The 22,396-nt window shown below is 63.9% G+C and carries 23 protein-coding genes; 6 read left to right on the top strand and 17 right to left on the bottom strand.

All coding sequences use genetic code 11. From position 1 onward, the window contains the following. Positions 1–23 precede the first annotated feature (23 nt). Positions 24–761 (bottom strand): DNA alkylation repair protein, encoded by a 738-nt coding sequence (locus KTR60_RS08860; RefSeq protein WP_228402036.1) that lies wholly within the window; start codon positions 759–761, stop codon positions 24–26. 361 nt (positions 762–1,122) lie between these two features. On the opposite strand from KTR60_RS08860, the gene KTR60_RS08855 reads away from it, so the two are divergent. Continuing rightward, positions 1,123–1,491 (top strand): SPW repeat domain-containing protein, encoded by a 369-nt coding sequence (locus KTR60_RS08855; protein ID WP_003941901.1) that lies wholly within the window; start codon positions 1,123–1,125, stop codon positions 1,489–1,491. Positions 1,492–1,562: 71 nt separating this feature from the next. Here the strand turns inward: KTR60_RS08855 and KTR60_RS08850 are convergent, their stop codons facing one another. Together KTR60_RS08850 and KTR60_RS08845 are read right to left on the bottom strand one after the other, a co-directional pair. After that, complete coding sequence (locus KTR60_RS08850) at positions 1,563–2,327, bottom strand: glutamate racemase (protein ID WP_042921015.1); 765 nt, start codon at positions 2,325–2,327, stop codon at positions 1,563–1,565. 42 nt (positions 2,328–2,369) lie between these two features. Further along, on the bottom strand, positions 2,370–3,548 hold the full coding sequence (locus KTR60_RS08845) for an NAD(P)/FAD-dependent oxidoreductase (RefSeq protein ID WP_228402035.1): 1,179 nt from the start codon (positions 3,546–3,548) through the stop codon (positions 2,370–2,372). 184 nt (positions 3,549–3,732) lie between these two features. Between KTR60_RS08845 and KTR60_RS08840 the strand changes: the two genes are divergently transcribed. From KTR60_RS08840 to KTR60_RS08820, 5 genes are read left to right on the top strand one after another with little or no spacing between them, the layout of a single operon-like run. Then, a complete protein-coding gene (locus KTR60_RS08840; protein ID WP_003941912.1) occupies positions 3,733–4,200 on the top strand; it encodes an Asp23/Gls24 family envelope stress response protein in 468 nt (155 codons plus the stop codon). Next, a complete protein-coding gene (locus tag KTR60_RS08835) occupies positions 4,197–4,574 on the top strand; it encodes a hypothetical protein (protein WP_042453130.1) in 378 nt (125 codons plus the stop codon). The genes KTR60_RS08840 and KTR60_RS08835 overlap by 4 nt, the downstream gene beginning before the upstream one ends. A gap of 1 nt (position 4,575) precedes the next feature. Beyond that, on the top strand, positions 4,576–4,755 hold the full coding sequence (locus KTR60_RS08830) for a hypothetical protein (RefSeq protein ID WP_003942043.1): 180 nt from the start codon (positions 4,576–4,578) through the stop codon (positions 4,753–4,755). Further along, on the top strand, positions 4,742–5,716 hold the full coding sequence (locus KTR60_RS08825) for a DUF6286 domain-containing protein (RefSeq protein ID WP_416309261.1): 975 nt from the start codon (positions 4,742–4,744) through the stop codon (positions 5,714–5,716). Before KTR60_RS08830 ends, KTR60_RS08825 begins: the two co-directional genes overlap by 14 nt. Beyond that, the gene (locus KTR60_RS08820; RefSeq protein ID WP_054187810.1) at positions 5,713–6,276 is read left to right on the top strand and encodes a hypothetical protein; all 564 of its coding nucleotides are present in this window, start codon (positions 5,713–5,715) and stop codon (positions 6,274–6,276) included. Before KTR60_RS08825 ends, KTR60_RS08820 begins: the two co-directional genes overlap by 4 nt. 137 nt (positions 6,277–6,413) lie before the next feature. Here KTR60_RS08820 and tuf read toward each other — a convergent pair whose 3' ends face one another. The 14 genes from tuf to KTR60_RS08750 all read right to left on the bottom strand — a co-directional run bounded on the left by tuf (position 6,414) and on the right by KTR60_RS08750 (position 22,365). Then, entirely contained in the window at positions 6,414–7,604 is a 1,191-nt protein-coding gene (tuf, locus tag KTR60_RS08815; protein WP_003941926.1) for an elongation factor Tu, read from the bottom strand. Positions 7,605–7,729: 125 nt separating this feature from the next. Next, entirely contained in the window at positions 7,730–9,832 is a 2,103-nt protein-coding gene (fusA, locus tag KTR60_RS08810) for an elongation factor G (RefSeq protein ID WP_007728394.1), read from the bottom strand. Positions 9,833–10,032: 200 nt separating this feature from the next. Further along, entirely contained in the window at positions 10,033–10,503 is a 471-nt protein-coding gene (gene rpsG, locus KTR60_RS08805) for a 30S ribosomal protein S7 (RefSeq protein ID WP_003941856.1), read from the bottom strand. After that, positions 10,503–10,877 carry a 30S ribosomal protein S12 gene (rpsL, locus tag KTR60_RS08800; RefSeq protein ID WP_003941908.1) on the bottom strand — a complete coding sequence of 125 codons (375 nt, stop codon included), beginning with the start codon at positions 10,875–10,877 and terminating at the stop codon, positions 10,503–10,505. Before rpsL ends, rpsG begins: the two co-directional genes overlap by 1 nt. Positions 10,878–11,286: 409 nt before the next feature. After that, entirely contained in the window at positions 11,287–11,832 is a 546-nt protein-coding gene (locus KTR60_RS08795) for a DUF3558 domain-containing protein (protein ID WP_003942022.1), read from the bottom strand. Next, positions 11,829–12,377: a DUF3558 domain-containing protein gene (locus KTR60_RS08790; protein WP_003941874.1), complete on the bottom strand. Its 549-nt coding sequence runs from the start codon at positions 12,375–12,377 to the stop codon at positions 11,829–11,831. Before KTR60_RS08790 ends, KTR60_RS08795 begins: the two co-directional genes overlap by 4 nt. 83 nt (positions 12,378–12,460) lie before the next feature. After that, entirely contained in the window at positions 12,461–13,072 is a 612-nt protein-coding gene (locus KTR60_RS08785) for a TetR/AcrR family transcriptional regulator (RefSeq protein WP_003942008.1), read from the bottom strand. A gap of 60 nt (positions 13,073–13,132) precedes the next feature. Beyond that, positions 13,133–13,918, bottom strand: a complete 786-nt coding sequence (locus KTR60_RS08780; RefSeq protein ID WP_047268915.1) for an enoyl-CoA hydratase family protein — start codon at positions 13,916–13,918, stop codon at positions 13,133–13,135. A 13-nt stretch (positions 13,919–13,931) separates the two neighbouring features. Beyond that, complete coding sequence (locus KTR60_RS08775) at positions 13,932–15,092, bottom strand: acyl-CoA dehydrogenase family protein (protein WP_003942033.1); 1,161 nt, start codon at positions 15,090–15,092, stop codon at positions 13,932–13,934. Then, positions 15,092–17,077, bottom strand: a complete 1,986-nt coding sequence (locus KTR60_RS08770; RefSeq protein ID WP_228402033.1) for an acetyl/propionyl/methylcrotonyl-CoA carboxylase subunit alpha — start codon at positions 17,075–17,077, stop codon at positions 15,092–15,094. Before KTR60_RS08770 ends, KTR60_RS08775 begins: the two co-directional genes overlap by 1 nt. A gap of 8 nt (positions 17,078–17,085) precedes the next feature. Further along, positions 17,086–18,684: an acyl-CoA carboxylase subunit beta gene (locus KTR60_RS08765; protein WP_003941989.1), complete on the bottom strand. Its 1,599-nt coding sequence runs from the start codon at positions 18,682–18,684 to the stop codon at positions 17,086–17,088. Next, positions 18,681–19,829 carry an acyl-CoA dehydrogenase family protein gene (locus KTR60_RS08760; RefSeq protein WP_042921024.1) on the bottom strand — a complete coding sequence of 383 codons (1,149 nt, stop codon included), beginning with the start codon at positions 19,827–19,829 and terminating at the stop codon, positions 18,681–18,683. Before KTR60_RS08760 ends, KTR60_RS08765 begins: the two co-directional genes overlap by 4 nt. Then, positions 19,826–21,547, bottom strand: coding sequence for an acyclic terpene utilization AtuA family protein (locus KTR60_RS08755; RefSeq protein WP_047268913.1), 1,722 nt, complete (start codon positions 21,545–21,547; stop codon positions 19,826–19,828). The genes KTR60_RS08760 and KTR60_RS08755 overlap by 4 nt, the downstream gene beginning before the upstream one ends. Beyond that, positions 21,544–22,365 carry a TIGR03084 family metal-binding protein gene (locus KTR60_RS08750; protein WP_003941918.1) on the bottom strand — a complete coding sequence of 274 codons (822 nt, stop codon included), beginning with the start codon at positions 22,363–22,365 and terminating at the stop codon, positions 21,544–21,546. The genes KTR60_RS08755 and KTR60_RS08750 overlap by 4 nt, the downstream gene beginning before the upstream one ends. Between the last annotated feature and the right edge of the window lie 31 nt (positions 22,366–22,396).

Below are 22,396 nucleotides of genomic sequence, written 5' to 3'. Positions count from 1 at the left end.
ACAACCTACCGAGCGGTACTTCGCTAGCGGGCCGCCCGGAAGTGCGCTCGCTCTTCTGCGGTCAGGTGTTCGCACGCGTAGCTCAGCGCCGTGCGTCCCATGTCTGCTGCATTCTTCGCGAGGAAACCGGTCAACAAATCCCGGTCCACCCGCTTGCCCACCTCGCGGAGCATCCAGCCCATCGCTTTCTGGGTCAGGTCTCGTCGATCACCCAGCACCTGCGCGGCAAGTTCGAGCGTGGTCGACCCGTCGCCGCGAGTGATGAATCCGTACGTCGTCAGCAGCGCCACCCGTCGTCGCCACAGGTCACCCGAATCGGAAAGCTCGAAGATCAGCCGGCGATCTCGGTCGTACAGCCAGCCGCCGAGGATCTGTCCGGCGGACGAATCCACGAGATCCCAATTGTTCACCCGCCCGTCCTCGACAGCGCTGAGATAGAAGTCGGCGATGCGGGAGCGACTCTCGTCGTCGAAAAATTTTGGGCGACTGACTTTTTCGAATCGAGCAACAAGGATCAACAGACCGGCCAAGCGATGCTCGTGGACGTCGCTGTCGAGAAGGAGGCGTACCTGAGGCAACTCGAGACCGACATGCTTCTTCACCACCGAACGCGTCTTCGGTACTCGCACGCCGATGAAGACGTCACCCTCGCCGTACTCCCCCGGCGCTGTCTTGAAGAACTTCTGTAGCTGGACGGCATCCGCGGGATCCGCGAGGTCGGCCAACTGTTCGATCACGTCCTGGGCACTCGATTGCGACACCCCAGAACCTTCTCACGGGTCGTCTGTGCGGACTCTTCGATTCTCTCAGCGTCCTCACACCGTGTGCCCTGCTCGGCCACAGGTCGGCAGACGACACTCGAGGACAGTCAGTGAAAGGACCACCCATGATCACCGCCGCTATCGCATTCACCACTCTCACCCTCATGGCACTCTCGGGACATATCGCGGCCAGCGCTCCGCGCGGGCTCGTGGCAATCCGGACGAATAGTCACAAATCTTGATATTCGAGCCTCCACATCGCCTCTAACTGCAACGCGAATGCAATTGGCGGAGAGTTGATCTCGATCTGCCGCGGGCGTGTACTACAGGTGGACACACTCTCGTCTTTGGAGGTCTCGTCATGAAGTCGTGGAATCGAATGCAAGATGCCGTCGCGGTGGTTCTCGGCGTCTTTGCGGCTCTCTCGCCGATGTGGCTCGACACCACCGATCGGGCAATGTGGTCACTCGTCGTCCTGGGTGTCCTGGTTGCACTGTCGGGTCTGGCGCACATGGCACGTCCGGACATGGCCATGGCGGATTACGCGATGGGCGTTTTCGGCGTCTTGATGTTCATTTCACCCTGGGTCATGAGCTTCGACGCTCTACGCGGTGCGTCGTGGACGGCCTGGGTGGTCGGGGTCCTGACCGTTGTGGTCGCGGTGAGTGCGATGCCGGTGATGAGTGCGCGGATGCATCACGGGGGTCACGGCGGCGTAGCCGCACATTGACGGAGCGGCGTAGCCGCCCATTGACGGAGCGGAGTAGCTGCCCATTGATGAATGGCTGGCTGCAGGCTGGATCAGGCTTTGATCGCGCCCAACAACCGCCCGGCGTCGAAGGCTTCGGCGCTGGGCGGTAGCGCGCCCGGACGTCCACTCACGAAAACCTCGACGGTTCCCGATCCTTCACCCGCGTCACCGAGCCCGTCGATCCGCCGCAGGGTCTGTCGTGCAACGGCTTCGGCACTGTCGAAGAGTGTGACACCGGCGGGTAGCCGCGCTGCGATTTCGTCCGCGAGCAGTGGGTAGTGCGTGCAGCCGAGGACAACGCCGTTGACGTCGTCCGGCGTCCGGGCCACTGCGGATTCGATGGCTGCAAGTGCGGCTGCACGATCACCGAGGTCTATCGAATCGGCCAGGCCGTGGCACGGCACCCCGACGACCTTGGCGCCGTTGCCGAACTGTTCGATCAGATCGGCTTGGTACCGGCTGGCAGTCGTCGCGGCGGTAGCCCAGATCGCCACTGAATCGCACGCGGCGGCCGCGGGCTTGATCGCGGGCACCGTTCCGATGACCGGCACACCCGGTCCGACCAGTTCACGGACGTGTGGGAGAGCGGTGACGCTCGCGGTATTGCATGGAAGAACGATGACCTGAGCCCCACGATCGAGGCTCCGGCGCACCGCACCGAGTACCCGGTCGACGACCCACTCCTCGGGCTTGGGCCCCCAGGGGGCGCCGTCCGGATCGAGGGACAGCACAAGATCGAGATCCGGGCGCAGGCGTCTGAGCCACGCAGAGGTAGGGAGCAGGCCCAGTCCCGAGTCGATGAGTGCAACGATCACCGCACAAATCTATCGTCTCGGAACCGGTCCTGCCTCATCCGTTCAGGCCGGTGTGGACTCCAACACGTCCGAGATGGGCGTGCCGGCTGCGATCTTCGCGCGCATCTTCATCACAGCTCCCGCGCTACCGCCGCCGACGACAGCTGCCAGCACACCGTCGCGCTCGTAGTAGGCGACGAACTTTCGGCCGTCGTCCTTCACGATGTGAACGGTGTCCGTGGGTGCGACGGTCCCCAATGCCTGGATCTTGACGTCGTACTGATCGCTCCAGAAGTACGGAACCTGCGCCGGCGCGTCCGGATCACCCGTTCCGGTGATCGCTCCCGCCAGGATCTTGGCCTGGTCCCCAGCATTGGTCCAGTGTTCGACACGCTTGCGTCGATCTCCGATCTGCCAGGACGCGACGTCGCCGACCGCCCAGACGTGTTCGGTGCTGGTGCGGCCGACGCCGTCGCAGAGCACTCCGTTGTCGAGTTCGATCCCCGAACCGTCGAGCCATCCCGTGACCGGCACCGAACCGACTCCGATCGCGACCACGTCGACCGGGATTTCCGAACCGTCGCTCAAGGTCGCCGCGGCAACCGCTCCGTCGCCGGACAACGAGGTCAAGCCCGTACCGACTCGGACGTCGATGCCCTCGTTCCGATGCAGACGTTCGACGAGGGCGCCGACCGTGGGGCCGAGCACCGACGCCAGCGGCGTCGGCTGGGGTTCGAGCAACACGACGTCGACGCCGTGAGACTTCATGCTCGCGGCCAGTTCGCAGCCGATGAAGCCGGCCCCGACGATCAGCGCACGCTTACCGGGAGCAAGGTCGGCGCGGAGGGCCAACGCTTCCTCGATGGAGCGCAGAACGTGCACTCCGGACAACTCCGGAAGGCCGGAGATGCGACGCGGAGTCAGTCCGGTCGCGATGACCAACTCGTCGTAGTCCAGGGTGGATCCGTCGGCGAACGCCACCGACTTGGCGACCGTGTCCACCGAGGTTGCCGGCGAACCGAGCTTGAGATCGACCTTGTTCTCGACGTAGAACTCGGCCGGACGCAAGGTCGTCTCGTCCTTGTCGCCGCGGATCACTTCCTTCGACAACGGAGGCCTGTCGTAGGGCAGATGCGTTTCCCCACCCGCGAGCGTCAATTCACCTTCGAAACCAGCTCGTCGCAGTTCCTCGACGGTCCGCAGTCCCGACAAACCCGCACCCACGATCACTATCCGTGCCACCACGTACCACCCTGTCCGACCCACGTCACTTGCAGCGCTCACTATGAACGCCGTCACTATTTGCCTCCGACTCTGCCATACCAAATGCCGGAGTAGGTGTGGTGCATCCCGCATGGTCACCTACCAGTCACTACAGTTGGAGGTACTTCAGACGCACGCACTGACACATGAGCAGGGAGCCCCCATGACCAGCGATTCCAGTGAAAAGAACAGCGTCCGATTCGGCGCCGACGGTGGCGCGGAACTAGTCAGCACCCAGGGTAAGACGATCATCGCCGACGCCGTGGTCGCCAAGATCGCCGGTATCGCGACCCGCGAGATCAACGGCGTGTACGACGTCGGCGGGGGCACAGCGCGTGCGGTGGGGGCACTTCGCGACCGCATACCGGGCGCCCGCGTCAACCATGCCCAGGGCGTGGCGGTGGAGGTAGGCGAGAAACAAGCCGCCATCGACATCGGCATTGTCGCCGAGTACGGCGTCGCACTCCACGAACTGGCGGTAGGTATCCGCCGCAACGTCATTGCCGCAGTGGAAAGCATGACGGGTCTCGAGGTCACCGAGGTCAACATCACCGTCTTCGACGTCATGCTCTTCGAGGATGCAGAGAGCGGCGGCAGTACCGATCCGGAAGCCAAGCCGAGGGTTCAGTGAGTACCGCCGACGCCGGCCGCGAGATCGACGCGGCCGAGGTAGTCGCCGACGCGGTTCTTGCCATCCCGGAAGTGGCAGATCTGCACGGAGGACAGTTCGGCGAAGTGGGAACCTACCTCCCCGGACGCCGCATCACCGGCGTCGTCGTCGACGAAAACTCCTGTGCTGTACACATTTCCGTTCACTATCCGGCCGACGTTCGCAGCGTCGCCGAACGCGTACGAGCGGTGGTGGCGAGATTGGTCGACGTACCGGTGAACGTGACCGTCGGCGACCTGTCGACAGCGGGATATCTACCCGTTGATGCCGAAAACGCAGTCACCGAGCCTGCCACCGTCACAGACATTGCACCGAACATTCGAGAAGGGAACTGACATGAACAGCACCACCGTCGGACTGCTGGTCGGTCTGCTCCTCGCACTCGCCGGAATCATGGGTGGGTTCAGCGGTTTCGTCTTCGCAGTCCTGCTCGGCGCCGCCGGTATGGCGATCGGAGCACACCGCGACGGACATCTCGACCTCGGCGCGATCCTCCGAAGCCGTGGCCGTGGCTGAGCCGTCCGATCCCAGCGCAGCGGACGATCCTGGCCTACGCGGCTCCTTGGTCATCAAGGACCGTGCGATGGCCAAGATCGCCACGGCCGCAGCGGTGAACGTCCCGGGGGTGGTCCGCCAGTCCGGTGGCTTGACCCGCCTGACAGGACGCGACCTTCCGCGAGCCGACATCTCGATGGGTAGCGACGCCGTCGCGATCAATCTCTTCCTCGCCGTGTCCTGGCCGTGTTCGGTCACCGAGTTGACCGGCCGGGTGCGAACGGAAGTCGGTCGCAGCGTCGAATCGCTGACCGGGCTTCCACTCCACGACATGAACGTGATGATCGCGGCAACCGAGGGTTCTGACGACTCCTGTGTTTCCGGCGTCGAGATCGCGGAGGGCCCGGCACAGCAGGCACTCTCGGATCCGATTCCGCCGCGGGTCCCCTCTGCGAACCCGGCGGCCGCGGTTTCGGCCGTCGTCATCGCGTGTGGTCTACTCGCACTCGCCTTCGTCGTCTCGCGCGAATGGTTCATCAACCGTGGAACTTTCGAATCGGCACCCTGGATCCGAAACTCCGTGGAGTGGACGTCTCGTCTGCACTGGCAACCGTGGCTACTTCCGGTGGCAATCGCTGCCGTTGTCGCGGGTGTTGTCCTGATAATGTCGGCGATCAAACGCCGTGCGAAAACCCATGTCCCACTCGGGAGCCCGAGCGCATCGACGGTGTGGATGCGGCCGACTGACATTGCACGTCTGTGCAGTAGCCACGCAGCGGTCGTTCCCGGCGTCGGCTCGGCTCACACCAGCGTCGACCGTAAACACGTCAAGGTCCACATCGAATCGACCGGTGGCGATCGAGCTGAACTTGCCGCAGCCGTCGACGCGGCGGTTCGGCCCCACCTCGCGATACTGCAGCGGCCACTGCAACTTTCGGTTGTCGTGCGAGAAACTGTAGTACGACGAAAGGACGCCTCGTGAACCGTTGGATCTCCGCGGTCGATCGGATCATCGTCCTCATCGTCGGAATCGCACTCCTCGCGGCGGGCGCATACGCCATCGCGTGGGACGCGGGCGCGTCGCTGATTCGAACCTGGGTGTCACGCTTCGATCGGGAGGTCCTCTTCGGCCTTCCGGAGGAGCCGTGGTGGCACTGGGTACTGTCGGGCACCTTCGTCCTCTGTGTCTTCGCCGGTTTCGGGCTGTTGTACCTGAACCTTCGCCGGCGCCGCACAAGCGCAGTCACATTGCGGCACAACGAATCCGGTACCGACGTCAGCGTGGATCTCGGACCCGTCGCAGACGGCGTAGCGGCCGAGCTCGCTCAGCTGACCGGCGTGCGGAGCACCAAGAGCAAAGCGACGGTCGATCGCGGATTGCCGACGCTGTCGATTGTCGTCACCGCAGATCCGTCGATCGACGTCGCCGGATTCACCGCTTCGGCCGAACGTATCGCCGGCGCAACCAGGCGCAGCCTGGACGGCTCGACCGTCGCAGTACAGGTTCTGCTGCACCTCGACCGGGTGGAAGCCAACAAGTAAGTAAGAACCACGCAGGCACCCGATCACCGAACACTCGATCACAGGCCACCCGATGGAAGACACAGAAAAGGCGCTCACTCCCCGAAGGGAATGAGCGCCTTTTTCAGTGCTGTGAATCAGCTAGCGAGACAAGAGTCTCACTTGATGATCTTGGCAACCTTGCCGGCGCCGACCGTACGGCCGCCTTCGCGAATTGCGAAGCGCAGGCCCTCGTCCATGGCGACAGGCTGGATCAGCTTGACGGACATCTCGGTGTTGTCACCGGGCATGACCATCTCGGTGCCCTCAGGCAGCGTCACGACGCCCGTAACGTCCGTGGTACGGAAGTAGAACTGCGGGCGGTAGTTGTTGAAGAACGGGGTGTGGCGGCCGCCCTCGTCCTTCGACAGGATGTATGCCTGGCCCTCGAACTCCGTGTGGGGAGTCGTGGTGCCCGGCTTGACGACAACCTGTCCACGCTCGACATCTTCGCGCTTGATGCCACGAACGAGCAGTCCGACGTTGTCGCCGGCCTGGCCCGAGTCGAGCAGCTTGCGGAACATCTCGATACCCGTGACCGTGGTCTTGGTCGAGGTTTCCTTGATGCCGACGATCTCGACCTCTTCGTTGACGTTGACAACGCCACGCTCGATACGACCGGTGACAACGGTGCCACGGCCGGTGATCGTGAAGACGTCCTCGACGGGCATGAGGAAGGGCTTCTCGGTCTCACGAATCGGGTCCGGGATGGACTCGTCGACAGCAGCCATCAGGTCGAGAATGGACTGCGTCCACTTCGGGTCACCCTCGAGTGCCTTGAGTGCCGAGATCGGAATGACGGGGGCTTCCTCGTCGAATTCCTGAGCGGCCAGCAGTTCGCGGACCTCCATCTCGACGAGCTCGAGGATCTCGTCGTCGTCAACCATGTCGGCCTTGTTCAGGGCGACGAGGATGTAAGGAACGCCAACCTGGCGAGCGAGCAGGACATGCTCGCGCGTCTGGGGCATCGGGCCGTCGGTAGCTGCGACGACGAGAATAGCGCCGTCCATCTGAGCTGCGCCGGTGATCATGTTCTTGATGTAGTCGGCGTGACCCGGTGCATCGACGTGCGCGTAGTGGCGCTTTTCCGTCTGGTACTCAACATGCGAGATGTTGATCGTGATGCCACGAGCCTTTTCCTCGGGAGCCTTGTCGATCTGATCGAAGGCCGAAGCCTCGTTCAGGTCGGGGAATGCATCCGCGAGAACCTTGGTGATGGCCGCCGTCGTCGTGGTCTTGCCGTGGTCGACGTGACCAATGGTGCCGATGTTCACGTGCGGCTTCGTCCGCTCGAACTTCGCCTTCGCCACTTTGTGTCCTCCTGGACTGTTGTTGCTTGCCGTATGCAGCAGTGCGGTTGGTTGTTACTAGGTCGTGCTTCGTGCCGGAAGAAACCGAGGTTACTTGCCGGCGCGGGCTGGGGAGCTCGCTGTGCTTACTCGCCCGTCGCCTTGGCGATGATTTCCTTCGAGACGTTCGCGGGAACCTCTGCGTAGGAATCGAACACCATGGAGAAGTTCGCTCGGCCCTGGGTCTTCGACCGCAGGTCACCGATGTAACCGAACATCTCCGAGAGCGGAACCAGCGCCTTCACGACACGGGCACCACTGCGTTCCTCCATGGCCTGGATCTGGCCACGGCGGGAGTTGAGGTCGCCGATCACGTCGCCCATGTACTCCTCGGGCGTTGTGACCTCGACAGCCATGAGCGGCTCGAGAATGACGGGGCCGGCCTTGCGGGCGGCTTCCTTCAGTGCCTGCGAACCGGCAACCTTGAACGCCATTTCCGAGGAGTCGACGTCGTGGTAAGCACCATCGAGCAGCGACAGCTTCAGGTTCACGAGCGGGTAGCCGGCGAGAACACCGTACTGCATCGCGTCCTGCGCACCGGCATCCACGGAGGGGATGTACTCGCGCGGGATACGTCCGCCGGAGACCTTGTTCTCGAACTCGTAGGTAGCACCGTCTTCGCCCACGAAAGGCTCCAGAGCGATGATGACCTTTGCGAACTGGCCCGAGCCACCCGTCTGCTTCTTGTGGGTGTAGTCGTGCTTCTCGACCTTCTTGGTGATGGTCTCGCGGTACGCAACCTGCGGCTTACCGACGTTCGCCTCGACCTTGAACTCGCGACGCATGCGGTCGACGAGGATGTCGAGGTGGAGCTCGCCCATACCGCCGATGACGGTCTGACCGGTCTCTTCGTCGAGTTCGACCGAGAAGGTCGGGTCCTCTTCGGCGAGCTTCTGGATCGCGACGCCCAGCTTTTCCTGGTCGGACTTGGTCTTGGGCTCGATGGAGACCTGGATGACCGGCGCGGGGAACGACATCGACTCGAGGACGATGGGGCTCGCCTGATCGCACAAGGTGTCACCGGTGGTGGTGTCCTTGAGGCCGATCATTGCGTAGATGTGGCCGGCTACGGCCTCGTCTACCGGGTTCTCCTTGTTGGCGTGCATCTGGAAGAGCTTTCCGATGCGCTCCTTCTTGCCCTTGGTTGCGTTGAGCACCTGAGCACCCGGATCGATACGACCCGAGTACACGCGGACGAAGGTCAGCTTGCCGAAGAACGGGTGAGCAGCGATCTTGAAGGCGAGAGCCGAGAACGGCTCGTCCTTGCTCGGCTTGCGAGTGATCTCTACTTCTTCGTCACCGAGCTTGTGGCCGATGACCTCGCCGATGTCCAGCGGGTTCGGAAGGTAGTCGATGACAGCGTCGAGCATGGGCTGAACGCCCTTGTTCTTGAACGCGGAGCCACAGAGAACCGGGTACAGCTCGGAGGCGACCGTCATCTTGCGGATGGCGCCCTTGATCTCCTCGATGGTGAGCTCTTCGCCGCCGAAGTACTTCTCCATGAGAGCTTCGTCGGACTCTGCAACCGTCTCGAGCAGCTTCTCGCGGTACTCGGCAGCCTTCTCGACGAGATCCGCGGGGATCTCCTCGATGGTCGGAGCGGTTCCCGTCGGGACCACGCCGCGCCAGGTGATGGCCTTCATCTCGACCAGGTCGACGACGCCGTCGAAGTCGTCCTCAGCGCCGATGGGCAGCTGGAGAACGAGCGGCTTCGCGCCCAAGCGGTCGATGATGGTCTGGACTGTGAAGTAGAAGTCCGCGCCCATCTTGTCCATCTTGTTGACGAAGCAGATGCGCGGAACGTCGTACTTGGCAGCCTGACGCCAAACCTGCTCGGACTGCGGCTCGACACCCTCTTTACCGTCGAAGACAGCAACTGCGCCGTCGAGCACGCGCAGCGACCGCTCCACCTCGACCGTGAAGTCGACGTGGCCGGGGGTGTCGATGATGTTGATCTGGTTGTTGTTCCAGAAGCAAGTCACGGCGGCAGACGTGATCGTGATGCCGCGTTCCTTCTCCTGCTCCATCCAGTCCGTCGTCGACGCACCGTCGTGCGTCTCACCGATCTTGTAATTGACACCGGTGTAGAACAGGATGCGCTCGGTGGTGGTGGTCTTGCCGGCATCGATGTGCGCCATGATGCCGATGTTGCGGACCTTGTTCAGGTCAGTCAGCACTTCCTGTGCCACAGGTTTCTTCCCCGCTCGTTGCTTGGTTTTCGGGTGTCGGCCTTATCGGTGTGTTCCACCGTCAGGGCCATGGTCTTTCAATTATGTCTCTGCCGAGGCGAACCTGGCCACCTGCGTCCGGAATCCGTCGCGATGATCAGGCCGCCAACGGCGACAAGCGTCGGAGCCCCACCCGATGGCAGTTGCTCCGACGCTTTACATCACCAGCGGTAGTGGGCGAATGCCTTGTTGGCTTCGGCCATCTTGTGAGTGTCTTCGCGACGCTTCACAGCTGCACCGAGGCCATTGCTGGCATCGAGGAGCTCGTTGGCGAGACGCTCGACCATGGTCTTCTCACGACGTGCACGCGAGAAGGTGACCAGCCAGCGCAGTGCCAGCGTGGTGGAACGACCGGGGCGAACCTCGACCGGCACCTGGTAGGTAGCGCCACCGACGCGGCGGCTACGAACCTCGAGTGCAGGCTTGACGTTGTCCAGGGCGCGCTTGAGGGTGACGACCGGATCGGTGCCGGTCTTCTCGCGTGCCTGCTCGAGAGCCTGGTACACGATTCGCTCTGCGGTGGACTTCTTGCCGTCCAGCAGGATCTTGTTGACGAGCTGCGTCACCAACGGGGAACCGTAAACCGGGTCGTTGATGAGCGGGCGCTTCGGAGCGGGGCCCTTACGTGGCATTAGCTCTTCTCCTTCTTGGCGCCGTAGCGGCTGCGTGCCTGCTTGCGACCCTTGACACCCTGGGTGTCGAGGGAGCCGCGGATGATCTTGTAACGGACACCCGGGAGGTCCTTCACACGACCGCCACGGACGAGCACCATGGAGTGCTCCTGAAGGTTGTGACCTTCACCGGGGATGTACGCGGTGACCTCGACCGAAGTCGTGAGGCGAACACGTGCGACCTTACGGAGCGCGGAGTTCGGCTTCTTGGGGGTGGTGGTGTACACGCGAGTGCACACGCCACGACGCTGCGGGCTGCCCTTGAGGGCTGCCGTCTTGACCTTGGCGGTCTTGTCGCGGCGACCCTTGCGGACCAGCTGGTTGATGGTTGGCATTTACCGGCTTTCTTGTGACGAACAGACTGCTCGAGCGAACTCGGGCCGTTCGAAAACGTGGCTGTTCTGAAATTAGGGATCTAGCAGTTGGAGCAAGAGAGCTGCTGCTCCTCACCCACCTCAGAGTCTGTACTCAGCACTTTCATGCCGCGCACTGCCCCCGAGGTCGGGCGTGTCGCATACCCCCACACAGGCAGCCGGATGCTCGTTCATCAGCAGTTTCTGCTCGAACGCGCGCACGGCAATACCTAGCTAGGCACACAGATCGGCCCGGGCATGCCGGACACGACCCATAACGATACCTGTCGGCGCGCCACGAGGTCAAAGCGAGGCCACGGTGATAGTGACCTCACGCTCTGACCAGAGACTCTGGCTGCACACTCAGACCACGCAGCCGGACCGGTCGCGATCAGATGCTGCGGTTCAACGTCAACGCGCCGAGCTTTGCCGCAGCCTCGCACGGATCCGCGCCGCCTTGCGGCTCGGTGACCCACCAACCGAACACTCCCCCGGCCGGTGCGCTCGCGCTCACCCCGCAGCTCTGCGGATCGGCCGGCTGGCGAACCTGGTACCCGCCACTGCCGTTGATGTCGATTTTCGCCACCACGTATCCCAGGTGCTCGAATGCAGCGCGCTCGTGATCGAGGGTGCCCGTCTCGAACCAGTTGAAGGTGATCTTGATCGGACCCGCGGCGCCGATGCCGTCCCAACGGCAGATAGCGCCGAAGAACCCACGCCCGACGGCGTCGGCACCCACGGCACCGGCGATCTGCTCGTCGGTGACGGCTTCGCATTCTTGGAGGACGTTCGCGAATTCCTGGCTGTCACTACCACCGTAGCTGCCCTCCGCACGAGGAGTCCCGGTGACCACCGAGCCGCAGCCTGTCAGCAGAACCAGCGACCCCGCCAGGGCGAGTCCGATCCTTATGCGCTTCACGGCGCCCTCGAACTTCACTGTGCCCTCGAAACTGTTTTTTCCATCAGATCCCGCGCCACCGTGCATGGATCCGCGGTCGGTGGCAGCAAACCGTAGGTGATCGACCAGTGCACGAAGTCTCCGCCGAACGCGATACCCAACTCGCACAACGAACCTGCCGTGGACGCGATGAAGCCCTGGTGTCCACCGATCGTGATGTCGTCGGCAGGACGTCCGAGCAGGTCGGACCCGGCCCGTTCGCGGCCGATCGGGCTACCGCGGTACCAGGAGAAACTGACGCTCGGGCCGTTCGAACCGGCGACTTCCCACTGGCAACCGACGCCGTTGCGCGTCGTCGTCGCAAAAGCGCCGAGATTGAAGGCGTTGACAACTTCCTCGTCGGTCACCGAGCCGCATTCGGCGAACATCGGGCCCGGATCCGTAGGTGCGAGTGCCTGCGAACCCGCACCGTCGCCCGGCTGATCGACGGACCCGTCGCCGGAGCTGCAGCCGACCACGGCCGAGAGCACGGCAGCCGAGACCAATACCGAAGTCCCGATCGAAGTGAGAGTGCGTGCGGCCATGGAGCCGACTGTACTTCTCGGTGGCCCCCGACACACGCCACGTGCGCGTCGAGAGCACCGGCGCCGGCCCCGCCGCTACCGATTCAGGGAGTTGCCACCGGTACCCGAACAAGCGTGGAATCCAATTGCGCCGCCCACTGTTTGACCACCTCGGTGCGTCGGCGCGAGTCGTCTGTCAAGACATCAGCCAGCCCCAGCCCGCGGGCCAGGTCCAGGGTCGCCTGTACCAAGCGGTGCGTCACCGGGTCGGAGTCGTCGACACCCAGACTCTCGACGGCCATGCGGTGCGCGATGCGCCCGAATCGTTCCTCGAGGGGCAGTACGCGGGCACGCAGGTCGGGGTCGGAGGCAGCGGCCGTCCACACCTGCAGTGCTGCTTTGAACAGAGTCCCGGTGTAGTACTCCACCAACCGCGAAATGATCGCCTCGGTTCGTCCGGCACCCACCGGAAGGTCGGTCGATTCCTTTCGTGCCTGATCCATCCGGGCGTCGAACATCACCTCGAGCGCCGCGGTGATGAGGTCCTCGCGGGTCGGGAAGTGATGCTGCATCGCGCCTCTGGACACCCCGGCACGCTGCGCGACGACGCTCATCGTCGTTGCGCTCCACCCGAGTTCGGCGAGACACTCCACAGTCACTTCGAGCAGGTGGGAGCGCGTGACTCGACTTCGGTCCTGCTTGGGCTCTCGAGTCATCGCGCCGCCATCCCTTCTACTTCTGTGTTCCAGCGCTTCTGTGTCCCAGCTGCGCAGTTTCTACTGCGCCCAGGCCGCTGGACGCTTCTGCAAGAAAGACATCATGCCCTCACGAGCCTCGTCAGAGGAAAACAGCCGAGCCGACTGCGCGATCATCTCCTCGCCGTCCCGGTCGAATCCAGCCAGGACCGAACGCGTCGTGATCCACTTCGATTCGGCAAGTCCCTGCGGTGAACATTGGCGCAAGGTGCCGAGCAGTTCGGTGATCGACTCCCCCGTGTCCTGCGACGCGGCGGTGACGAGTCCGATGGATTCGGCCTCGTGCTGGCCGAACTTCTCTCCGGTGAGCAGATAGCGGCTCGCAGATCGCTGGTCGAGCCTCGGCAGGACCGTGAGCGAAATGATGGACGCTGCCAAACCCAACCGTGATTCCGTCACCGCGAAGGTGCTCGCCGGTCCGGCGACGACGATGTCGCACGCCCCGACAAGACCCATGCCTCCGGCCCGGACGTGACCGTCGATCCGCCCGATCACCGGCTTGGGAAGCTCGAGAATGCTGCGCAAGAGTGTCAGCATCCCCCGTCCTCGCTCCTTGACGGCGTCCTCCGGTGATGCGGACGAACCGGAGGCCTCACTCAGATCGGCTCCCGCACAGAATGTTCCACCGGTGTGGGTGAGTACCACCGCTCGAACTGCCGGATCGGCGGCAGCCGCCGTCAACCCAGCCTGCAACTCCGTGACCAACCGCGTCGAAATCGCGTTGCGGTTGTGGGGTGAGTCGAGAGTGATCGTGGCAGCACCGCCCGATACTTCGTACCGTACGTATGGCTTGTCCTGATCCGTCATGAGTCGCCTCTTCCTAGTAGGACCGTGGCAGACCGAGGGAATGCTGTGAGACGAAGTTGAGGATCATCTCGCGGCTCACCGGCGCGACACGGGCGATACGAGCCGCACCGAGCATGGCGGCCAGTCCGTATTCCTTCGTCAGTCCTGCGCCGCCATGCGTCTGGATCGCCTGATCGAGCGCCTTGATGCTGGCTTCAGCGGCGGCGTACTTTGCCATGTTCGCGGCTTCGGCAGCACCGAAATCGTCACCGCTGTCGTAGAGCACCGCGGCCTTCTGCATCATCAGCTTGGCGAGCTCGAGTTCGATCTTCACCTGCGCGAGTGGATGCGAAATACCTTGGTGCGCACCGATCGGCGTCTTCCACACCGTGCGCTCGTTGGCGAACTTCACTGCGGCGTTCAGGGCGTAACGGCCCATGCCGATGGCCATCGACGCACCCAGGATGCGCTCGGGGTTGAGGCCGGCGAACAACTGCATCAGGGCGGCATCGGCTTCGCCGACCAGAGCGTCGGCCGGCAGACGGACGTCGTCGAGGAAGAGGATGAACTGGTGGTCCGGTTCGATGATGTCCATCTCCATCTGCGTCTTCACGAATCCGGGAGAATCCGTGGGGACGATGAACAGAGCGGGCTTGAGCTTGCCCGTCTTGGAGTCCTCGGTCCGCGCAACGACGAGGACCGCGTCAGCCTGATCGACACCCGAGATGTAGATCTTGTTGCCGCTCAGGATCCAGTCGTCGCCATCCCTGCGTGCCGTCGTGGTGATCTGATGAGAGTTGGAACCAGCGTCGGCCTCGGTGATTCCGAACGCCATGATCTTGGAGCCGTCGGCGAGGCTGGGTAGCCACTGCTGCTTCTGCTCCGCCGTGCCGTACTTGCCGATGATGGTGCCGCAGATGGCCGGGGATACGACAACCAGGAGCAGACCGGCACCCTGCGCCGCCAATTCCTCCTGCACCAGCGCGAGTTCGTAGATGCCTGCACCGCCGCCGCCGTATTCCTCCGGCAGGTTGACGCCCAGGAATCCGAGTTTGCCCGCCTCGTTCCACAATTCGGTGAGCGGCTCCCCCTTTCGCGCCTTGGGCAGCACGTAGTCGACGTAGTTGAAGCGCTCACCCAGTTTGGAAACGGATGCCCGCAGTTCCTTCTGCTCTTCGGTTTCGATGAAACTCATCATGCTTCCTCTTCTGTAGCGGGTTCTTCCACACGTGCGAGTACCGATCCGACCTCGACCTGCTGGCCGACGGCGACCGGAAGTTCCACCAGGACACCGGCAGTCGGCGCGGTGACGGTGTGTTCCATCTTCATGGCCTCCAGCCACAGAATCGGCTGGCCGGCGGTGACGGTGTCACCGAGTGCGGCACCGAGGCGGATGACCGATCCCGGCATCGGAGCGAGCAACGAACCGGCGGCGACTTCTGCCGACGGATCCACGAAGCGCGGTGCTGCCGTCAACGCGACGGGTCCGAGCGAGGAGTCGACAAAAATCTCACTCCCGTAGGCCGCAACGTCGAACGAGCGCTGTACTCCGCTCTGCTCGAGCACTACCCGGGTCGCAGTTGCCGATACCAGGCGCACGTCGTCGAAGCCTTCTGCACTCAGCACGCCGCTTCGGCTCAGGGAGTAGCGGACGTCGTACTCGCCCGACGCAGTGGAGTAGCTCTTGCTCTGCGGCTGCGACGGGAGGTTGCGCCACCCGCTGGGCAAGCGGCCGATGACGCGGGCCGACGCCCGGTTGTGCGCGGCATCGGCAAGTGCCGCCGCCAGCGCCGAGAGTCTTTCGGCGGCGGTATCGGCCAAGGGCGTAGACAGCTTCTCGAGGTCGTGAGTCTCGAAGAAGGCAGTGTCGGTGTCTCCGGCAATGAAGGCGGGGTGGGCCAGGACGTTGACGAGCAGGTCGCGGTTGGTGCGCAGCCCGTGAATCCTGGTGCGCGCCAGCGTCGATGCGAGCAGCCGGGCAGCTGCGGTCCGCGTCGGCGCGTACGAGATGACCTTGGCCAACATCGGGTCGTAGTGGACGCCGACAACACTGCCGTCGACGACGCCGGAGTCGAGGCGAACGCCCTGCTCACGCAGAACACTGAATTCTTGCGGGTCACCGGGCAACTCGATGTGGTGGACGGTTCCGCTCTGCGGCTGCCAGTTCTTGGCGGGGTCCTCGGCGTACAGGCGCACTTCGATCGAATGCCCACGGATCTCCGGCTGATCGTCCGGAAGTGCTTCACCTGAAGCGACCTGCAATTGCAGTTCCACCAGATCGAGTCCAGTGGTGCACTCGGTGACCGGATGCTCCACCTGCAAACGCGTGTTCATTTCGAGGAAGAAGAAGTCGCCCTTCTCGTCGGCGAGGAACTCGACGGTTCCTGCGCCCTCGTAACCGATGGCGTTGGCTGCGAGCCGCGAGGCGTCGAACAGCCTGTCGCGCATGGCGGGGATGCGTTGCACGAGCGGCGACGGGGCCTCTTCGACCACCTTCTGATGCCGACGCTGGATCGAGCACTCGCGCTCCCCCACCGCCCACACCGCACCGTGGCGGTCGGCCATGACCTGGACCTCGATGTGCCGACCGGTCTCGAGGTAACGCTCACAGAAGACTGTCGGGTCGCCGAAAGCGGACTGCGCCTCACGCCGCGCCGCTTCCAGTTCGCCGTCCAGCGCCGACAATTCACGAACGACACGCATTCCGCGTCCGCCGCCGCCCGCCGACGCCTTGATCAGCACCGGCAGATGAGCCTCGGTCACCGCGGCGGGATCGAGTTCGGAGAGCACCGGCACTCCGGCGGCGTCCATGATCTTCTTGGACTCGACCTTCGACCCCATGAGCTCGATGGATTCGACGGGCGGGCCGATCCACGTCAGTCCCGCGTCGATGACGCTGCGCGCGAACTCCGCGTTCTCGGAGAGGAATCCGTATCCGGGGTGAATCGCGTCGGCGCCCGAAGCCTTGGCGGCGGCGATGACGAGCTCACCCCGCAAGTAGGTCTCGGCAGGCGTGTTACCCGGTAGGCGAACCGAAGCATCGGCTTCGGCGACGTGCGGGCTGTCGGCATCTGCGTCGGAAAATACCGCGACCGTGCCGATTCCGTTCTTGCGGCAGGTTGCAAAGACACGGCGGGCGATTTCGCCACGATTGGCGACCAGTACTGAAGTGATTGTCACGGCGTGCCTCACATACGGAAGACGCCGAAGTTCTCGGTGCCTTCGATCGGGGCGGTGGCGATGGCCGACAGGCACATTCCCACCACGGTGCGGGTGTCTCGGGGATCGATGACGCCGTCGTCGTACAGACGACCCGACAGGAACATCGGAAGTGACTCGGCCTCGATCTGGTTCTCGATCATCGCGCGCATGCCGGCGTCGGCCTGCTCGTCGAAGACCTGGCCGCGGGCCTCGGCAGCAGCGCGTCCCACGATGGAGATGACGCCGGCGAGCTGCGCACCGCCCATGACGGCGGACTTGGAACTGGGCCACGCAAAGAGGAACCGCGGATCGAACGCGCGTCCGCACATACCGTAGTGACCGGCGCCGTACGACGCTCCGAGCAGGATCGAGATGTGCGGAACCTTGGAGTTGGCAACCGCATTGATCATCATCGATCCGTGCTTGATCATGCCGCCCTCCTCGTATTCCTTACCCACCATGTAGCCGGTGGTGTTGTGCAGGAACAGCAACGGCGTGTTGGAACGATTGGCGAGCTGGATGAACTGCGTGGCCTTCTGTGATTCCTCACTGAAGAGCACTCCACGTGCGTTCGCCAGGATGCCGATCGGGTAGCCGTTCAGCTCGGCCCACCCGGTCACGAGGGAGGAGCCGTAGAGCGGCTTGAACTCGTCGAAGTCGGAGCCGTCGACGATACGGGCGATGACCTCACGCGGATCGAACGGGATCTTCAGGTCGGCCGGAACGATGCCGAGCAACTCTTCCGGATCCTCGAGCGGTTCGATGATCTCCGCGCGCGGCGCCGGCCCCTTCTTGGTCCAGTTGAGCCGCTTGACGATCGAGCGCCCGATGCGGATCGCGTCCTGCTCGTCGGCGGCGAAGTAGTCGGCCAACCCGGACTTGCGAGCGTGCATTTCGGCGCCGCCGAGTGCCTCGTCGTCGGATTCCTCACCGGTGGCCATCTTGACCAGCGGCGGGCCTGCGAGGAACACCTTGGAGCGTTCCTTGATCATCACGACGTGGTCGGACATGCCCGGGATGTACGCACCGCCGGCCGTCGAGTTACCGAAGACCAGTGCAATGGTGGGGATTCCGGCTGCGGACAGCTGAGTGAGGTCACGGAACATACGCCCGCCCGGGATGAACACCTCTTTCTGCGTCGGCAAGTCTGCGCCACCGGACTCTACGAGGGAGATCACCGGGAGGCGGTTCTGCATGGCGATGTCGTTGGCCCGGAATCCCTTACGCAGCGTCCACGGATTGCTGGTGCCGCCGCGCACGGTGGGATCGTTGGCGACGATCAGGCATTCGACACCTTCGACGACGCCGATACCGACCACAGTGCTGGCGCCGACCGGGAAGTCACTCCCCCACGCAGCGAGGGGACACAGTTCGAGGAACGGTGAATCCTGATCGAGCAGGAGTTCGATCCGCTCGCGTGCCAGGAGCTTTCCCCGCTTGTGGTGCCGCTCGGTGTACTTCTCGCCGCCACCCGCCAACGCCTTGGCGTGCTCGACCTCGATCTCGGCGAGCTTGGTGTTCATGGTCGAAGTTGCGGTCTTGTACACCTCGGAATTGGTGTCCAGTGTTGACCGGATGACACTCATGACTGATACCCCAATCGCTTGGCCGCGAGGCCGGTGAGGATTTCGGTGGTTCCGCCACCGATTCCCAGAATTCGCATGTCCCGGTACTGCCTCTCCACTTCGCTTTCCTGCATGTATCCGAGGCCGCCGAACAGCTGAACGGCTTGGTTCGCAACCCATTCGCCCGTCTCGACTGCCGTGTTCTTGGCGAAGCACACCTCGGCGATCAGATCGCCGTCACCGGCCATGTGCCGTTCGATCACCGAGTGCGTGTACACCTTGGCGACGTCGATCTTGCGGGCCATCTCGGTGACGGTGTTCTGCACGGCCTGCCGGCTGATCAGGGGGCGACCGAAAGTCTCGCGGGCGCGACACCATTCGAGGGTCAGCTCCAGGCAACGCTCTGCACTGGCATACGCCTGCGCGGCGAGAGCGACACGTTCGGAAACAAATGCCTGGGCGATCTGTGCGAAGCCGCTGTTCTCTGCGCCAACCAGATTCTCCACCGGAACCCGAGCGTCGACAAAGGACAGTTCCGCGGTATCGGATGCGCGCCAGCCCATCTTCTCGAGTTTGCGCGAGACGGTGAATCCCGGTGTGCCCTTCTCGATCACGAGCAGTGAGACACCACCCGCACCAGGGCCACCGGTGCGGACGGCGGTGACAACGAAGTCGGCGCGAACACCAGAGGTGATGAACGTCTTGGCCCCGTTTACGACGTAGTGATCACCGTCGCGCTTGGCCGTTGTCGTCAGGTGGCCGACGTCGCTGCCACCGCCGGGTTCGGTGATGGCGAGCGAGCCGATCTTGTCGCCGCGCAGGGTCGGCTTGACCCACTTCTCGATCTGCGCCTCGTCGCCGGCCGCGATCAGGTGCGGCACCGCGATGCCGCAGGTGAAGAGCGATGCGAACAGCCCGCCCGATGCACCTGCCTGATGCATCTCCTCACAGATCACGATGGAGTCGACGGCGTCGCCGCCCTCACCACCGGCCGATTCGGGTGCGCTGGCCCCGAGGAGTCCGAGAGCGCCTGCCTTGCGGTGCAATTCGCGCGGAATCTCGCCGTCTCGCTCCCACTGCGTCAGATGCGGCAGAATCTCCTGGTTCACGAATCCGCGTACGGTCTCGCGAAGCGCAAGCCTTTCCGGTGTGGTCCACACGGTCACCGTGAATCCTCTTTCTCGTCAGTTACGGGGAGTAGCGAAATCGGGATGTCGATGTGGCGCGAACGCAGCCATTCACCAATTCCCTTGGCCTGCGGATCGAACCGCGCCTGCGAGGCGACACCCTGACCGAGAATTCCCTCGATCACGAAGTTGACGGCACGAAGGTGCGGAAGCTGGTAGCGAGTGACGTTCAGGTCTGCTGCTTCCGGTAGCAGTTCCTTGAGCATCTCGACGGTCAGTGTGTGCGCCAACCACTTCCACTGATCGTCCGTGCGAACCCAGACGCCGACGTTGGCATTTCCGCCCTTGTCGCCGCTACGGGCACCGGCGATCGTGCCGAGTGGTACTGAAAGCGACGTCTGTGGCGGCAACGGCTCCGGACGCTCCGGTTCGCCGACGGGTTCGAGGTCCTGCGTCAACGTGGACGGAGCGATGTCCACGCGCGTGCCGTCCGGCAGTACGGCCACGTGCGGCACCGATCCCGCGTCGACGTAGCCGGGGGTGAACACTCCGTACGGTTGGCCGTTGCTCGGCGGAGCCGTCAGCGAGAAGCCGGGGTAGCTGGCAAGTGCCATTTCCACCGCAACCGCGGAGAAAGGGCGACCGATCACCTTGGGGTCGGAATCGCGAACCACGCAGCGCAGCAACGCACTCGCGGTTTCCTCGGTGTCGGAATCCGGATGATCCGTGCGAGCGAGAGTCCAGACCAGTTCGGCGGGCTTCTTCGTCAGCCAGGATTCGAGCTGAGTCTTCGCCAGATCGGCCTTGGCCTCGATGTCGAGACCCGTGAGGATGAAGGTGGCCTCGTTACGGAACCCGGCCAGCGTGTTCAGGGAGACCTTGTACTGCGGCGGCGGAGCCTCGCCCGTGACGCCGCTGATCAACACCCGGTCCGGGCCTTCCTGGGTGAGCACTGCGTTGTCGATGCGGGTCGTCACGTCCGGGCCTGCATAGCGTCCACCGGTGATCTCGTACAGCAGCTGCGCCGTCACCGTGCCGACGCTCACCTCGCCGTCCGTTCCGGCGTGCTTGGTGATGACCGAGGTTCCGTCCGCGTTGATCTCGGCGATCGGGAAGCCAGGCCGGCCCAGATTGGGAATCTCTGTGAAGAACGCGTAGTTGCCGCCGGTGGCCTGGGTTCCGCACTCGATAACGTGGCCCGCCGCGACAGCACCGGCAAGCTGATCGAAATCATCTCGCTTCCAACCGAAATGGTGAGCGGCCGGACCGACGATCACCGACGCATCGGTGACCCGTCCGGTGACCACGACATCGGCGTCGGCCGACAATGCTTCGACGATGCCCCAGGCGCCGAGGTACGCATTGGCCGTCAGTGGGGAGCCGAGTCCGAGTTCGTCTGCCCGAGAGATCAAATCGTCGCCCTCGACGTGGGCGATCTTCGCGTTCAACCCCAGCTTGGTGTTGACCTCGCGCAACGCGTCGGCCAGTCCGGCGGGATTGAGACCGCCTGCATTCGCGACGATCTTCACCCCCTTGTCGAGCGCAAGGCCGAGCGTGTCCTCCACCTGCCGCAGGAACGTCTTCGCGTAGCCGAGCGACGGGTCCTTCATCCGATCCCGCCCGAGGATCAACATCGTCAGTTCGGCCAGGTAGTCGCCGGTCAGGTAGTCGAGTTCGCCGCCCTCGAGCATCTCGCGCATCGCCGAGACGCGGTCGCCGTAGAACCCGGAGCAGTTACCGATCCGTACCGAACTCATTTGCCCACCTTCGATGCTCGTCCCTCACCGCTGGATCCGACGGCGGCTCGTCCCTCACCGCTGGGTCCGGCAAAGGCCTGCGCGAACCCGAGCCACTCGTCCGCATCGGCACCCACGGCGACCAGATCGAGATCGGCGCGATTGGCACGCTGGGTGACCAGCAAGCAGAAGTCCAACGCCGGCCCGGTGACCTTCTGCGGCGCATCTTCCGGCCCCCAGGTCCAGAGCGACCCGTCCGGCGCGGTCAACTCAACCCGGAAATCGTCGGCGGGCGGCGTCTTCTCGTTGACCGAGTACGCGAAGTTTCGCGTCCGCACACCCAGGTGAGCGATGTTCTTGATGCGCGCCGTCGGAGCGCGTTCGACGCCGAGTGCGTCGGCAACGTCCTGCCCGTGCGCCCACGTCTCCATCAGTCGCGCGGTAGCCATGGAGACACCGCCCATGGGCGGGCCGTACCAGGGGAACTTGGTTCCGGCCGGGGCGGCGGTGAGCGCCTCGACGAGAGCGGTGCGCCCCGCTCGCCAATCGGCGAGCAACTCCGCCGGCTGGCGGGCCGCCTGTTCGGCAGCACCGTCGTCGACAAACCCTGCCGGGTTCACGAACGCCGCCTTCAACTGCTCCGCGAACCCGTCCGGGTCGGTGATCGCCAGGATCGCTGCACTGTCCGTCCAGTGCAGGTGCCCGATCTGATGTGCGATGGTCCACCCTTCCGCAGGCGTCATTGTCGCCCACTTCTCCTCGGGCAGATCCGCAACCAGGGCGTCTAGGCTCTCGCCTTCGGCCCGCAAGTCATCGATGAACGTCTGAAGTTCGGCCATGCGACCAGCATCACACCCACATCCATAAAAA

It is taken from the genome of Rhodococcus sp. C1, from assembly GCF_020809065.1.
Lineage (GTDB): Bacteria > Actinomycetota > Actinomycetes > Mycobacteriales > Mycobacteriaceae > Rhodococcus_F > Rhodococcus_F qingshengii.
The sequence above is the reverse complement of the archived record's forward strand: the minus strand, read 5'-3'. Positions and strand labels throughout refer to the sequence as shown.